Below are 14,814 nucleotides of genomic sequence, written 5' to 3' on the forward strand. Positions count from 1 at the left end.
GCTTCTGCCTCACAGCTTCTCCTAATTAGTAATGCAGATTTTTCCGCCTTGGCTGCACAAAAGATGTAAACGGTTATTTCTTTCTGCACATCATTGAATAATGTTTTTCAACACTGTTACTGTCCGGGGTGATATGCCCTGAGGGGTGATGGTTCATTCATGAGTGCAGTCGGTAAGGTTTGCCGCTATGAAATTAAACAAGGACGGATGGCTGCGTGGTATATCGCTGGTGCAGTGTCAGGCAATGCCCCTAATCGCTATCGTGATGTTGCTGGTACTAGCCGCAGCCGTGGTCTGGTTGTGGTGGTGGGGGCCTCAATGGCAGTGGCGTGATCATCAGCCGTTGGCGGATGTGCCGGTACGGGTTGCGTTAACCGTGCTGTTGCTGTTGCTGCCTGGAGTGATTTGGACCGTGCAGGTGCATCGGCGCAACCGCGCGATCATCCGCGAGCAGCAACAGCAGCAGCGCGAGGTGGTTGATCCCTGCCTGCCGTACCTGCAGGCCCAGCAGCGCTCCCTCGACACCAGCGTGGCGCGCTTGCGCGATAGTCGCGGTGGGCGAGGGCATCGGTACGATGTGCCGTGGTATCTCATCCTTGGCGAGGAGAACGCAGGCAAGTCGAGCTTCATCAGCCGCTCGGATCAACGCTTCGCGCTCACCCGGACCGAGCGCGGTGTCTTGCAGCGGTCCAGCGCCGACCCAGACCTGGCGTTCGGTATCGACTGGTGGATCGGTGACGAAGCGGTAGTCATCGACCCACCGGGCGAATTCATCAGCCAGCCTGAACGCCCGGTGCAGCTGGTCGAGGCCCTGCAGTCATCTTCAGCAAGTGAAGAAGAGGGGGATGGCGAAGCTGAAGAGGCCACGGCCCAGGTTGCCAAGCCGGCTGAAGCCACCGGTTTGCCTGCCGGGGTTGAACGGCGCCTGTGGCGGCACATGATTGGCTGGCTTGCCCAGAACCGCAGCCGGCGCCCGCTCAACGGCGTGGTCTTGCTGGTGGATATGGTCAACCTGTTCGGCCGCTCTGAAAAGGAGCGTCGTGACCTTGCATTCGTGCTGCGTGCGCGCCTGACGGAGCTGGGCGCCGAACTGGGCACGCGCTTGCCGTTATATGTGGTCATGAGCAAGTTCGACCTGCTGGCCGGTTTCGAGGAACTGTTCGCCAAGCTGCCGGCCCGCGAGCGGGAAGAGGTACAAGGTTTTACCTTCACGCTGGATTCGGTCAAGGACGTTGATGCCTGGCTGGAGGAAATGGACGCGGCTTATGAGCGGTTTATCGAACAGCTCGGTAGCCAGCTGCTCGCCGCGACCGAGCGGATGCCGGCAGCGGTGCGCAAGAGCGCTTACTCCCTACTGCGGGAGCTGAGCGGCGCTCATTCGATGCTGCTGGACTTTCTCGGTGACGTACTGGGCAGCGACCGTTACACTACGCCGCCCCTGGTGCGGGGTGTGTATTTCTCGTCGGTGTACCAGCGCGGGGAGGTCCACAACCTGCTTGCGGACGCCTCAGCTCGGGCGTTTGCGTTCACGCCGCCGGCACTGTCCACCAAGCCACAAGGCACGTCGGTGGTGTATTTCGCCCAGCAGTTACTGCAACGGGTGGTCTACCCCGAAGCGGGCTTGGCAGGTGACAACCAGAAGGTCGCCCAGCACAAGGCCCGCCTGTTGCGAGGCGGCACGGTGGCCGCTGGCATCTGTGGGGTGGCAATGATCGGCGGCTGGCTGTACTTCTACAGCGTCAACCGCGACAAGGCCGAGCATGTTCTGGAAAAGAGCCAAGCGTTCAGCAGTACCGGCGCGGATACCGAAGAGGACCTGACCGGGCGCAGCTTGTTGGCCCCGTTGGACGAGATCCGCGATGCGGTGAGCCTGTATGGCGATTACCGATCAGGGTGGACTGTGTTCACCGACATGGGGCTGTACCAGGGCAAGGCCATCAGTCCGCAGGTGGACCAGGCCTACCTGCATGCCCTGGCGACGCGCTTTCTGCCGGCGATCGCGGGCGGTGTGGCGGCGAGCGTCCAGCACGCTACGCCAGGCAGCGAGGATCAGCTAGCAGCACTGCGCGTGTACCGCATGATTGAAGACCGCGCCAATCGCCGGCCCGAACTGGTGGAGCAATGGATGGCCCGAGAATGGCAAAAGGCCTATCCGGGTCAAGGCCAATTGCAGGCCGCCCTGATGTGCCACCTCAAGTACGCACTGGCCTACGCCGATGTTGAGCTGCCGCAGTACCAGAAGGTAGTGGCGCAAGCGCAGCAGCAGTTGCGCAAGTTACCGTTGGCCCAGCGTGTGTACATCAGCTTGAAGCAACAAGCTCAAGAGAAATTGCACGGGGAGCTGGACCTGCGCAACGAGATTGGCCCAGCCTTCGATATCGTCTACGTTCCGCTGGCTGAGCGGAACCATCAGGCGGCCATCGATGGCAACCTGTCCCTGCCGCCTCTGCTGACCGCGAGCGGCTTTAGGGACTACTTCGAGCAGTACAGCCAGAACGTGGCCGACCTCGCCCTGATCGATCAGTGGGTGTTGGGGGAGCGGCGCACGCTCGACTATTCCGAGGTGGACCGCCAGGCCCTGACAGAGCGCTTGCGCGCCTTGTACAGTGCCGATTACATCGACAGCTGGCGACGGGTGCTGAACCAGTTCTCGGTCACCCCGTTCACCGACCTCGCGCATGGGTTGAGCGTGCTGGAACTGGTGACTGGGCCGGCTGCACCGATGCGCCGGCTCCTGGAGGCGGTGCGTGGCAATACCTTGATCTACCCGCTGGCTGCCGAGGGTGACAAAGACTCTGCGTCCGATCAGCAGGGCCGGTTGCAGGCGATGGGAGTCTACCGATCCTTCGCGGGCCTTTCCGGGATGCTCGATGTGCAGGGTGACAAGCCGTCGTTCTACGATGAGACGCAACAGGCCATCGCCGCTGTCTATGACTATGTGAAAGCGGTGCAGGACAACCCCAATCAGGGCAAAGCGGCCCTGGCGCTGGCACTGAGTCGCTTTTCGGAGAAGGAGCCCGACCCTATTCGCAACTTGCAACGGGTCGCCACCGGGTTGCCAGAGCCGCTGAACCGGCATGTGCGCCAGTTGGCGGACCAGACCTCTCGGGTGCTGATGGTCACGGCGCTGCGCGAGTTGGAGCAGCGCTGGAACTCGGAGGTGTACAGTCTCTATGAGGAACGGCTTGCCTCGCGCTATCCCATCGACCGGACCGGACCGGACCTGTCGCTCAAGGACTTTGAAGCCTTCTTTGGGCCCCAAGGGCAGCTCAAGCGATTTGAAGACGCGTACCTCACGGTGTTCCTCAAGGACAATCTCAATGCCCTGTACTCCAATGCCGATGAGGGTTACCTGATACGCCCCGAGGTCATGGTTCAGCTCAAGCAGGCCGAGGCCATTCGCAATGCGTTCTTCGATAACCGCGGCGAGTTGAATGTGAGCTTTGGGCTGGAACCGGTCGCTCTCAGTAACGGGTTGCGCGGCAGTGTCTTCGGCCTGGATGGGCAATTGCATGCGTTTGCCCAGCGGGGCAAGGAGCCGATTGGAATGACCTGGCCAGGGTCTGCGGGGGAGAGCAGCCATAGCCGTATCACCTTGGTGCAGGCGGCCGGAACCACTGTCAGCCTGAGCTATCAGGGGCCTTGGTCATTTTATCGATTGCTTAGCCGTGGTGGGTTGAATGCCCGTACCCCCACCAGCGTTGACCTGAGTTTCAAGATTGCCGGCGATATGGCGCGCTACAAGTTTCACGCAACCGGCGCCGACAACCCTTTCACACGGACGCTGTTCGCTGGCTTCGCACTGCCGCAGCAGCTTTTGCGTGAGCGCACACGCGATGAGATGGCTGAACGATAGGCGGGCAGTCGGCGCAAAAAATCCCGACACCCGCCATCTGGATCGGGATTTTTTTATCGGCCTGAGAGTGGGTCAGTCAGGCCTGATGGCCCAGAACTGCATCTCCAGGTTGGGGAATTCACCGGCGATATGGAAGCCGAAGCCGCTGGCGTTCTTGAGCTGCTGTTTCCAGCTTTCGTGCTGGCGATCCAGTTCGAAGTAGACGAAGCCGGTGTGATGGGGGAGATGCCGTGGGGTAACGAGTTGGGGAATGAGCGCTATGCCGGGCATCTGCAGGTGTACGAACTGGTGCAGTTGCTCTATGGAGGTGACCTTGCCCTGCTGTTGGAACTTCCTGCGCAGTTCTTCGCCCGGCAGGTCGGCCCGCACGGCCAGAATGAAGGTGGCATCTTCAAGCAATCGGCGCTCATGCAGGGTCGCCGTGAGCACACCGTACTGCTGCTCTTGAATAGGCAGCGAAACGGCCCTGGGCTGCAGAATGGTGCTCAGTGACCGACGCAGGGTTTCTTCCAGCATATGGAAAGACTCGGCCAGGCCGTCATGTTGATAGGCCGGGTAGTCCAGGGGCAATCGCCCGTCATCGGTGAAGGTCACCAGCTCACCACATGCCTGGCCCAGGGCGATATGCAGTTGCTCCGGGTGCACATTGCGGCGGCGTGCCAGATGATGGAAGTAGGGGTGCAGACGGTTCAGCACTTGTAGTAGTGAGAAATCGGTCACGTCGGCTATCCCCGACTGGCCAGGCGAGCATATACGAGCCGCGAGATTGCGCGCCCGTTCGCGTATCAGCTGTGAGGCCTCTTCCAGAAAGCCCAGCAGCGCGGGGGCAGCCTTGATCGAGATGCAGGTCGGATAGAAGCGAGGGTCCAGTAGCAAGCTGCCGTCCGGGCGTTTATCCATGACTTTGGTCAGGGCCAGGCAGCTGTAGTCCCTGTTGTCGTCGTCCTGCAGCTTGATCTGCAAATTTGGAATGGCGACATCAAGAATCATCGAATCGCCACTCCCGCCATGGTTGTCCATGATTGGAACGCCCTTGGCGATAAAGCGACCATCTACCCCCTCGCTGTCGGGCCAGCGGACTTCAGGAGCCCCAGGCGCATGCAAAGGCAGCGCGAGGTAGACGGCTTTGTTCGAGACACCTTGGGGGATTTCCAAGGGCGCCGGTGGTGGCATGTCGCCAGGGATATCGAACACCGTGCCGTCCGGCATCACGCCACGCGCCCGGATGATTGCGATCTTGCCGAAGCTCAAGTATTCGGCATTCAGCTCCAACTCGCTGAAACCGTAAAACGCATCGTTCAGGCTGGAAACGCGTTGGTGAAGTGTCGATTCCGCCGCATGGGCCATTTGTTGGAAGTGTTGGGGTTTGACGAACAAACCCTCTTTCCAGAGTACGGAATTGCGTGAACTCATAAGTGCTTCCTTCAACAGATGATGTTATTGATCGCGGCGGTACTCACGGTCGTGCCGAAGTTCAACGCCATTGTTTTCGAAGTGGACATGGACGGTATGGTCGTAACCGCGAGGCTGAATACGCAGGGTGTCCTTCCATTTGCCGTCAGGGCTGTCACTGAGGCGCGCAATCACCGCGATGTAGCGAGTCCGTTCATTGATCTCTTCGGGCTCGATGAACTTGAAATGGCCTGGCACCAGGCGGAAGTCGTCGACGCTGATCAATGTGGTGCCCAGCGCCTCGTCCAAGTTCTCTTCTACCTGCTCATAGGTGGCATCGAGCAACAGCGAGTCGTCGCGCAGTTGCAGGATCTTGAAAGCGATGGACGAAGACCCTTGGCGTTGTGGTGCTTGATCGGGGGCGGGTGGGGGCTCGGATCGAGCGGAGGCATAACTGGCCAGGTCGGCAGGCGCTCGGGTCTTGTCATCGTCCGCGGAGCCTGGGTAGTTCTGGTGCAGCTGTTGCGCCAGCGCGTTGACTTTGTCAGACAACGCAGTGGCATCGGCCGCGCTGAGGTTGGCTGACAAGTGCCCTGAAGGAGGTGGTATTGACGGGGACTCAAGATTCGCCTGTTCCGGCCCTGCGGCAACGTGCGCGTCGGCTGCGTAGAGACTGAGCGCTACTCGGCTGATGTCATTGCTGGGCCCGCCGACCGGAAGTGTTGGATCTTTCAAAACTTGGTATACGCGTTTCATTGTGCTGCAGCCACCGAGCGTCAGGCAGATCAACAGCAGTGCAAAGGGCTTGTTCATTGCGCCTCCTTGCCGAAGATGCGTGCAATCTCCGGGTCGATTCGAGCTTGAGCGGCCCTGTCCAGGTAGGCCAGGGGGTCAAGCTCATCCAGCGGCTTTGGCTCTCGGGTATGGACTGAATTGAACAGCCCGTTGGTGGGTACTCCCAAGACTTGAAGAGGGCAGTGTTGATGCATCATTCGTTGCGCCGACAGAGGATCTTTGTCATAGGCGGTGTGCAACTGCGGCATTCTTTTCGTTTCGTCGTGGCCAAGTAGGTGGATCGCTATTTGGTAGTCGCCGATCTGAAGTCTGTCGTTATGCCTGAGCCGGATCGGGGTGCCGGATATCAACGCAGTGTCATTGCCGTTCATGAAGCTGCTGCCGCTGTGGTCGATCAGGCAGAAGTGGCCTTCGTGCCAGCGGATCTCACAATGGGCAGGCAGGATGCGCGATTCCCGGTCATGCAGCTGCCAGGCGCCTTGGCGGCCAAGGGTGCCTCCGGCACTGTCGAAACGGTGCTGTGGTTCTGTGCCGTGGTGCAGTTTTTCCGGATTCAGTATGACCAGCGTGATGCTGGGCGAGAGAACATTTGTACTCATGCACGTACCATGATGCGAACGGGTGGCGGGGTGGAGTCGTTGCGGTCAGCGATGAAGCTGGTCCAGCCCAGGTGAGTGCCGTGTGCGGCCCGTAGGCTGAAAGGCGGCGCCTCCTCGGCGCGCATGCGCAGCTCAAGGTCATAGGCGCCCACATCCCGCAGCAGAAAGTCCACCAGCTTGATCAGCCGGTAGTAGTTGTCGCCGCTGGGGAGGAGGTCGCGAAACTGCTTTTGATCCAGATCCGCGATCACGATGGTGAACTTGCTGCTGCGTGATTCTGTACTGCCGCCCACGAGGAAGTTTTCGCCAAGGGCACAGTTGTCGGTGCCAAGCCGGTTGCGTTGGGACTGAGGAATCAGCACCGTGCGCTTTTCGAATTCACGAATGGAGACCTGCTTGAGGTCGAAGCAGTGCGCAATCATGCCGGCCACCATGCCGGGGGACCGGCTGCGACTGGCGATCATCCCCACGAAACTGAGCAGCCGGCTCCACGGTAGCGGTGTCGCGCCGCGCAACTCTGCGTCCTCCAGGCCGATCAAGGCGAAGATGTAGCGCGAGAACCCATCTGTGGCACCGGGTTGGAAGCGCCGGTAGTAGCGGTACTTACGCCAGCCCTGATGCAGCAGGGTATGCAAGCGGTGGTTGAAAAAATTGAAGTACGCCGGGCGAATGCCGACGTCTTGCGCGTGCTCATAGGCCAGTTGGTCGAGGTAATAGCCCGGTAGCGGCGAGTCGGTGCCATGTAACCCCAAGAACGATGCTTGGATACGGTAGCGATCATCCTTCAGACGGCTGGCGCTCAGCACATCAGCGACGGGAAAGGACAAGCTTGGAGAGACTTCCAGGCGTAACCTTCGCCGTGCCTCATCGGAAAGCGGACGTTGCTCAAGGTCATCCCCATAGAGCTGGTGCATCAGCTCCAGAAGCTGGAAGTACGAATACCGGTGGGCATCCTGCGTTATGAGATCCGCTTTGTTACGGACTCTGGATTCTTCTGATTCATCGTCCATGTCAAATTCCCAGTTGGTAGATAGAGGGTGGCTTATATAGGCGAACTTGTAGGAATAGTTACCGCCTGAATCGAAGTTGTAAAACAGATCGCATCACGGGGTATGTTTCCAAAAGAATGACCTTGCAGTATGGAGAGGCTTCTGGTCGAGGTGCGAAATGTAAGCGGATGTTTGCGAAAAGTTGATTGCTGCTCTAGTTCGCAGGCAGTAGCTTTTCCATGTGCAACCTATGTGTGGTGCGTGGGATGTTCGGGTGTGTTGATTGCACGGCGTGCTGTTCGGCACCGTGCGTCAACACACTTTCCGAGCTGTCGGTCCGGTTGCTTGTCGGTCAGTGAAGAGTGGTCCAGAACAAGAGATGGAAAGCACTTGGTGCAGCCATTGAACTACGGCACGCACGCAATAGAACAATTGAGCTCGGACCAGCAGAGGACGATACTGACAAACCCGGAACTGGGTGCCTTATACGACACGGTTCTCGAACTGCTCTCGGAGAGCATCAAGTTCAGCTTGCCGACCTGCGCGGGGCTGATCGATATGAGTGAGCTGCGCCAGGCCCATGTGGACATGGCGCGCTTGCCTTATCCCATGGTCGCGTTTGAAGCGGCGTGGGATCTTCCTCAGGGTTCACCCAGCAATACGTTGACCGGCGAACGTTCAACATGACGCATCGCATCGTGCATGACGCTGACTGCTGAGCTTGCCCAGCGTGTCCCTGGGGTTGAGGTATTTCTGGACGAGGCCGGGCGAGGCTTGTTGATGATCCCTATCGGCTGGGGTGATAAAACGAGGTCACTGATTACGTTCTAAGGGAGGCTTGCCCGGTCACACGGGTGGCGTCTGAGGGCATTGTCGGTGCGGGCGTGTCGGTGAGCCAGCTGAAGACGTTTCGGATGCTTCCGTTCAACCTGATCCCAAGCGGGGGCCGTGCCGGCTTTGGCTACTCTGAGAATCGAATTGCAGCCATGATCATCGACGGTGCCCGTAGCGAGATTGCGATGCTGCTTCAGGCTTGCGTTGTGCTGGACTGTTCCAACGTCCAGGCGGCCACCCTGACCGCGCCGGTGGCGTTGAACTGGAAACGTGTGGCAAAGGGTAAGCAACCCTTCTTTAAGTACAGGGTACTCCAGGTGGGGCGCCGCGCGGCCGAAGCGATCAGGTGACTGACAGGCATCATGCGTCTGCGAATACCAGCGCTCCTGCCACCCGCCAGCTCAGGGTTGATCGATCAACGTCGGCGTGATCATCGGAAACTCAACCCACGTGCGTTTATCGTCAAAGCTGACCTTGACCCGTACGTAGAACTGATAGTCCACTTCCAACGCCTGCAGCGCGCTCTTGGTAACCGACCCCACCGCGAGTTCCGTCACTGCACCAGGCACTGCCATGTCGGTGACCACCGGCAGCGTGATCTTCTGGTCGATCGCTCCGCGCTTGACCCCTTCGATGTATACCGTGATGAGTTGCCCCGCGTCCATGAACTGCCACCCAGGTAGCGAAAACGCCGCTTGGGCGCCCAGTTTCGCCAGGTTCAGTTGGTTGTCCCGAATCGCGTCGCTGTGGATCAGGGGTAGCCCGTGCAGGCGGCCAATGCTGACCTGGTGCGGCGCTGAGTCGTGAAGCTGGCCATCGTACGCCTTGACCTGATAGTGCAGGGGAATGCGGCTGTTCAGGTTCATGGCAATGTACTTGGCAGGTACGGTGTACTCCCTTGAGCCTGGGCTTATCGGTGTGTCGGTCTGATAAGCACCCGGGGCGCCTGGCTCGCCCCAGAATACGGTCACTTGATCATCCGGTTCGAGTGAGGCGCTGGCCGGTATCGTCAACGTCGCTCCTGCCACGGCATCAGCTGGCAGCAAATCGCTGAAATAATCGGAGCCACTGGCCTGGCGCACGAACGGTGGGGGTAGCTGCCGGGGCGGTGGCGTGACCGCCGCGTGCAACGCCACGGCCAACGAGCGTTGAAGGGCGGTGCCTGCGCGGTCCTGGACCTCATAACGGGCAAAACGCAGGCCGTCGCTGAGCTGTAAGATGAAGTCGGCCGGTATCTTGACGTGCAAGGGCATGCCCACTTCGGCCTTGGTCAGGGTGAGGCGGTCGACCAGTTGCTTGCCGACGGGGCTGTCACTCCAGTACCAGCTCACGGTATCGCCCACATCGGCGCCTAAATAGGGCGGTACTTGCGCCGTCAGTTCGCCGTGTTCTTTAAGGTAGCGGTCGGTGACGCCATTGCTTATCACGTCCGGCGGAAAAATCAGCTCATCGTCATCGGCGAGCAACGGGGGCGTCTTGTCGATGTTGATCTCAAGGGCTTCTGAGTCGCTGCGCATGCCGTTGAACAGCTTGACCTGGTAGTGCAGCCGGTGCTGGCCTTCGCTCAGAAACCCCACCGGCACCTCGATGAACAGTTCATCGGGCTGTACCGGTGCCGTCCAGATCAGGGTGCGGACTTCACGGCCGTTCCAGTACAGGGTCAGTGTTTCCGGGTCTTCTTCGGTAGGGTCCGAATTGCCCCACTGGGCGAACTCGACCCGCAATGGCAAGAACACGGCTTTGAACGGCAACAGATTGAGCAGGGAATCTGGCTCATTGGGCAGCAGGTCGGGGACGACAGGCGGTACATAGAACGCTACCTGCTCGAAGCGGTTTGCAAGCGCGGCCGAGGTGTTTTGGGTCGAATGCTTTGAGGTTGGCATAGCCTGTTCTCCATGATCGCGTGATGCGCCAAAGCAAAAAAAAGGAGAACCTCAACGGCTCTCCCTTCGTAAACTCACCAGTTGTAGCGTACCCCCAGGTTCACGCCCCAGGGCTGTTCAAGCTTGCTGCCATGGGCGTATTCGAAGTCGGCATGAGCACGCCATTTATCGGCCCAGGCTACCGCGATGCCGGTGCCCACTTCCCCGCGAGAGCCAGAGAGGTCGTTGTTGAAGCCGTTACCATTGACCTTGACGTGGTTGTCATTGGCGAATTCATGCACGGCGGCAACCCTTACATAGGGCTGGATCATTCGCCCGTCCCCCACTTCCAGTTTGCGCCCGACGGTGGCACCGAGCTTGGTTTGCAGGGAATGCGTGCGCCCACCTTCGGCGCGCATGCCATTGTCCAGGGTGTAGTCCTTGCCCTGCACGATCAAGCCGGCCAATTGGGCATGGGGCTCAACGAACCAGCCTTCATCGAGGCTGATGTAGCGGCCTATCTCCAACGCTGCGCCGACACCGAGGTTGTCGTAGCTGCCCTTGGTCTTGGTGCCATCGCTCAAGCGCACATCGGACTGGTTCTTGAATTGATTGAGTCGCGCTACGGCATCGATGTAGTACCCGCTCTCAGGTTCCAGCCAAGTGCTGTAGACACCGAGATGGTAGCTGTCGACCTTGGCTTGGGTACCGCGCGCCAGGCTCAGGTCCGATTGGCTGTAACCGGCCGTGATCCCGGCCAGCCAGTTACCGTCGCCGATCGGCAAAGGAGCGTCCGCACCGAAGGACAGACCTTGCTGGGTTTGCTGGTAAGCCAGGCCTTCGGCACCGGCGACGTTGTACTTGTTGCCGAAGGTGCGCACCCAGCCCCCAGCCTGCCCGGCATCGCGGCGCACTTCGCCCATGCGGCCACGCAAGGTACTCATTTCGCCATACCAGATGGTCGGTGCTGTGTTGAACAAGGCCAGCACTGACTGGGTGCCGGGGCTGATGGTGCGGGTGCTCTTGTCCAGGTACCAGTCGTTGCCGCTGCCTTTAGGGACCAAATCATAGGAATAGGTACCGACATCGACCGGGCCGCCTTCCAGTGAGAAGCGCGCATCGCCGCTGTCTGCATGCACCATGTGCAGGCTGGCATCGGCTTGCAGATCGGTCCCGCTGCTGCGAACCAGCAGCGAATGATCGCCCGTGGCATTGCCAGTGATGTCGAGGAAATCATGCTGGCCGCTGGCGAAGTCGGCGTCCATCACGAATGTGCCGTTGCCCGACAGTGAGCCTAGGGTCAGCGTGTGGAATTCACCGATGTTGCCGAAGCTTACGCGGCCGCCGTTCATGGTCAGCTGCTCGACGGCGGCATTGCCGACCATGGCCCACTCGGCGCCGCTGTCGATGGCCACCTGCGCTACGTTTTCCAGGCGGCCGGTCAGGGTTGCGGCGTTCTCCAGCATCACGTTGGCAGTGCCGCCTTCGGCAACCACGATATCGCCAAGCAGCTGGCTGTCACTCACGCGCAGGCTCGCCGTTGCAGCATCGGCCACATTCACCAACACGCCGTTGCTGGCGCTGAGGGTGCTGCCGTTGAGCACATCGATTTGCGCAGAAGCAGCGCGACCGGCGCCACGGCCGACCGCGATGGCCGACCCATCCAGGCCCTCGACACGGCTGTTGTCCAGCACGATGGTGGCCTTGGCGTCGGTCTGGCCTGAGCCATCACGCACCAGGATACCATCGCGACCGCCACTGATCAGGCTGCTGTCACTGGCCGACACGCTGCCGTCGAACAGCTCCACGGCAACGCCATTGTTGTCGCTGGCATGCACTTCGCTGCGCCTTAGCTCAAGGTGGCTCTGGTTGAGGCTGGCGCCACGTGACCCACCGCGAATAACGCTGTCGTTGGCACTGATGCTTGCACCTTGGCTGCCAGTGAGCGCACGGCTGCTGGCGGTAACGGTCGAGCGCTCGAGCGTTGCGTTCGCACCAGTCAAGGCCAGCGCGACGGCGGACGACCCTGGGGTGACGTCCGAATCGTTGAGCAACACGTGCGCGCCTGCCTCGGCATCGACATACAACAGATTCGCGCCCGTGGCGTTCAGGGTGGCACCACTGAATACACGGTAATTATCCAAGGGCGTACCAAACTGGATATCAGTACGACCTTCTACATTAGTCTGGGCCACCGCCGAGTTACCGATAATCACTAATGGAAGTGCGGTGGTGGCTCGGATCATTACAGTAAAAAGTGTGGGTTTGAAAGCATGGAAACTGGACATTGGATCACCCTGTGAAGAGGCTGTTTGCAGATGGCTGCTACGACTTCCTGTACTGAGCTCGCATCGTTAGGGTGAATTGTAAAAGTGATGTTTCTCTATCTAATGTAGGAATTTTCCTTTCTGTTCTGACCAAAATCCTACAGTGCTCCCTTCGCGGCAGCACCGTGCCGCGCTACCGCGTAGGGAGCTCAAGGTTACGGCATTGCGCAAGAGTCGCTGCCTTCGGCCAGGCTTAACTTATGCACTGCCCATTCCGAGGCTAAATCAGGGTCATCGGCTTTGACGTAGCGCACCCGTGCCCGCGTACGGCCCCCGTTAAGGTTGGCGTCATAGGTTGGCAGAAGGTGGTCGGTATAAGGCTTGATTTCCCAGATGAAGCCTTTGACTGACGTCTCGTCCAGCACCACGAGTTCGGTTTTCTCCGCATTGGGTACCGGGTCGTCGCCATCTTCATCTTTGGAGCCGATCAACGGTGCCCACTCCAGTTCGATTATGTCGCCTGCCTTCAGGTAGGCCGACATGTCCGGGATCTCCACCTTCAGGACCATGTTGTTGGTCGGTACCCCCGCGACATCGCGCAATGAATCACAGTTCAGCCAACCGGCCCTAACCCCCAGGAACTGCGGAAGCGGCAGGATCACGGTAACTGCATCCACGTCCACCCACTGTGTCTGCGACATTTGCTCGTTGAGGGCGTCTTGCGATTCGCGCAGGGTATAGTGCACCGGCAACGCGGGGTCGTTACCCTCCGCGAAGATGATGCCCCAATCGATAGGAACGGTGATGCCGCGTGCATCACGGGCCGTGTCCACGGTGTGAGTCCCTGCACACCTGCCATGCCAGTAGACAACGAGCACGTGCCCGTCCTCGGCATTGTCGTAAAAGGGGATGGTCAGTGTGGCGTCTTCATTGGCGTCACTGCGATCGATCACGTTATCCGTTGCCGAACGTGCGCCTCGCACCGTGGGTGCCGACAGGTTAGGGTTGATCGGGTTGGGCCAAGTGGGGTCGGGGTCGGGGCGCTCGGGGCCTACCACGCTGAAGTCGACGTTCACACTGATGGCCTTGGGGCCAAACGGTACGGCACCGCGCATGATCTGGTAGCTGACGTTGGTGGCCAGTTCATCTGAGGCTGTGCCGTATTCAGCGCGCAAGGTTGGGTTGGGCACGTGAACAGGAATTGGAAAGGCTTTGGCACCGACGGTTTCCGGTGGTAATGGCGTGCTACCCCAGGTCACTGCGATAGCATCGTGGGCTTTGGCTCCGTCGTAATACGGAATATCGACCGATACCCCGTCAATGGCGTCCTTGAGGTCGACAACGCCGTCGTCGGCGGCGTGCACCAAAGGGTCTTGCAGGTTGGCCGGCAATGGGCCAAGGGCGACGTCGATGCTGGTGATCAGCGAGCCTCGGCTCTTGTTTCCCGCTTTGTCATACAGGTAATAGGCAAGGTAATACTTGCCATCGCCGGCACGTTCTACCACGTCCTTCGGAATAACCACTTGCATTGACGCATCGAGAGGCCCCTCATCGACCTGATTTTCGTAATCCTCATGCTCTTCAGGTGGGCTCTCGAAGTAATACACCTTGTACGTGTCTCCAGGCGCGTAGGTGTCATACTCTGGCACTTGGGCAACGATGCCGGACGGATTGTTTTTGAGGTACTCGTCGTCAATAAACGCTGCCCCGACGGTCAAGCCGTCGAGTTTCTCGTCGGGATTGACCCTGTTGCGGGGTGCGGTGCGGTCACAGATCAGCGGTACCACTGCCGAAACTGCATGACCGCCGTTGAAGGTCACGATACGGTAACGCAGCCATAGCCTGCCTTCGACGAGTCTGGCCAAGGGCACATGCATTACCAGCGGAAAATCGGCTGAGGTGACTGGGCCAACCACTTCCAGGGGCTGACCGACGTCTCCAAAGTCAGAGGCAGCATCGCCTTTGGTCGATAATTGCAGATACACGGTTTCAGTGTCGCCATCTTCAGGCAAGTTCACCCACGCGGGGATGCGCACTTCAAGATCGTTGTCCACGGCACTCTTGAGCAGGGTGCCGTCGCTGGGATCGGCGATACCCAGCACGGACGGCGCCAATTCTGCCAGCAGCGATGCGTTGCGCCGGCGCCGGGCTTCGCGCTGGGCCTGGCGGGTTTGTTCGGCAAGTGCGCGTTTGGAGGTGGGGGGTGTTTGTTCGTTCATG

At 59.7% G+C, this 14,814-nt stretch carries 10 protein-coding genes; 3 read left to right on the plus strand and 7 right to left on the minus strand.

The window, feature by feature from the left end:
- Positions 1-244: 244 nt before the first annotated feature.
- On the plus strand, positions 245-3,856 hold the full coding sequence (gene tssM, locus NMB38_RS06400) for a type VI secretion system membrane subunit TssM (RefSeq protein WP_482577445.1): 3,612 nt from the start codon (positions 245-247) through the stop codon (positions 3,854-3,856).
- 72 nt (positions 3,857-3,928) lie between these two features.
- On the opposite strand, the gene tssK is transcribed toward tssM, so the two are convergent.
- The 4 genes from tssK to tssG are packed head-to-tail and all read right to left on the minus strand — an operon-like array spanning position 3,929 to position 7,652.
- Positions 3,929-5,269 (minus strand): type VI secretion system baseplate subunit TssK, encoded by a 1,341-nt coding sequence (gene tssK / locus NMB38_RS06405; protein ID WP_345956672.1) that lies wholly within the window; start codon positions 5,267-5,269, stop codon positions 3,929-3,931.
- Positions 5,270-5,293: 24 nt separating this feature from the next.
- Positions 5,294-6,061: a type VI secretion system lipoprotein TssJ gene (gene tssJ / locus NMB38_RS06410; protein ID WP_028687704.1), complete on the minus strand. Its 768-nt coding sequence runs from the start codon at positions 6,059-6,061 to the stop codon at positions 5,294-5,296.
- Positions 6,058-6,642, minus strand: coding sequence for an FHA domain-containing protein (locus tag NMB38_RS06415; protein ID WP_125922645.1), 585 nt, complete (start codon positions 6,640-6,642; stop codon positions 6,058-6,060). Before NMB38_RS06415 ends, tssJ begins: the two co-directional genes overlap by 4 nt.
- Entirely contained in the window at positions 6,639-7,652 is a 1,014-nt protein-coding gene (tssG, locus tag NMB38_RS06420; RefSeq protein ID WP_028687702.1) for a type VI secretion system baseplate subunit TssG, read from the minus strand. The genes NMB38_RS06415 and tssG overlap by 4 nt, the downstream gene beginning before the upstream one ends.
- A 372-nt stretch (positions 7,653-8,024) precedes the next feature.
- Here tssG and NMB38_RS06425 point away from each other — a divergent pair, with 372 nt between their 5' ends.
- Both NMB38_RS06425 and NMB38_RS06430 read left to right on the plus strand, forming a co-directional pair.
- Positions 8,025-8,318, plus strand: a complete 294-nt coding sequence (locus NMB38_RS06425) for a hypothetical protein (protein ID WP_028687701.1) — start codon at positions 8,025-8,027, stop codon at positions 8,316-8,318.
- Positions 8,319-8,521: 203 nt separating this feature from the next.
- Positions 8,522-8,815: a hypothetical protein gene (locus NMB38_RS06430; RefSeq protein WP_132578886.1), complete on the plus strand. Its 294-nt coding sequence runs from the start codon at positions 8,522-8,524 to the stop codon at positions 8,813-8,815.
- A 51-nt stretch (positions 8,816-8,866) separates the two neighbouring features.
- Here NMB38_RS06430 and NMB38_RS06435 read toward each other — a convergent pair whose 3' ends face one another.
- The 3 genes from NMB38_RS06435 to NMB38_RS06445 form a co-directional block, all read right to left on the minus strand.
- Positions 8,867-10,348 carry a hypothetical protein gene (locus NMB38_RS06435; RefSeq protein ID WP_050438007.1) on the minus strand — a complete coding sequence of 494 codons (1,482 nt, stop codon included), beginning with the start codon at positions 10,346-10,348 and terminating at the stop codon, positions 8,867-8,869.
- 74 nt (positions 10,349-10,422) lie between these two features.
- A complete protein-coding gene (locus NMB38_RS06440; protein WP_236165875.1) occupies positions 10,423-12,471 on the minus strand; it encodes an autotransporter outer membrane beta-barrel domain-containing protein in 2,049 nt (682 codons plus the stop codon).
- 338 nt (positions 12,472-12,809) lie between these two features.
- Positions 12,810-14,813, minus strand: coding sequence for a hypothetical protein (locus tag NMB38_RS06445; RefSeq protein ID WP_081783969.1), 2,004 nt, complete (start codon positions 14,811-14,813; stop codon positions 12,810-12,812).
- Position 14,814: the final 1 nt, after the last annotated feature.

The sequence above is a fragment of the Pseudomonas sp. FBCC-B35 genome (genome assembly GCF_059133755.1).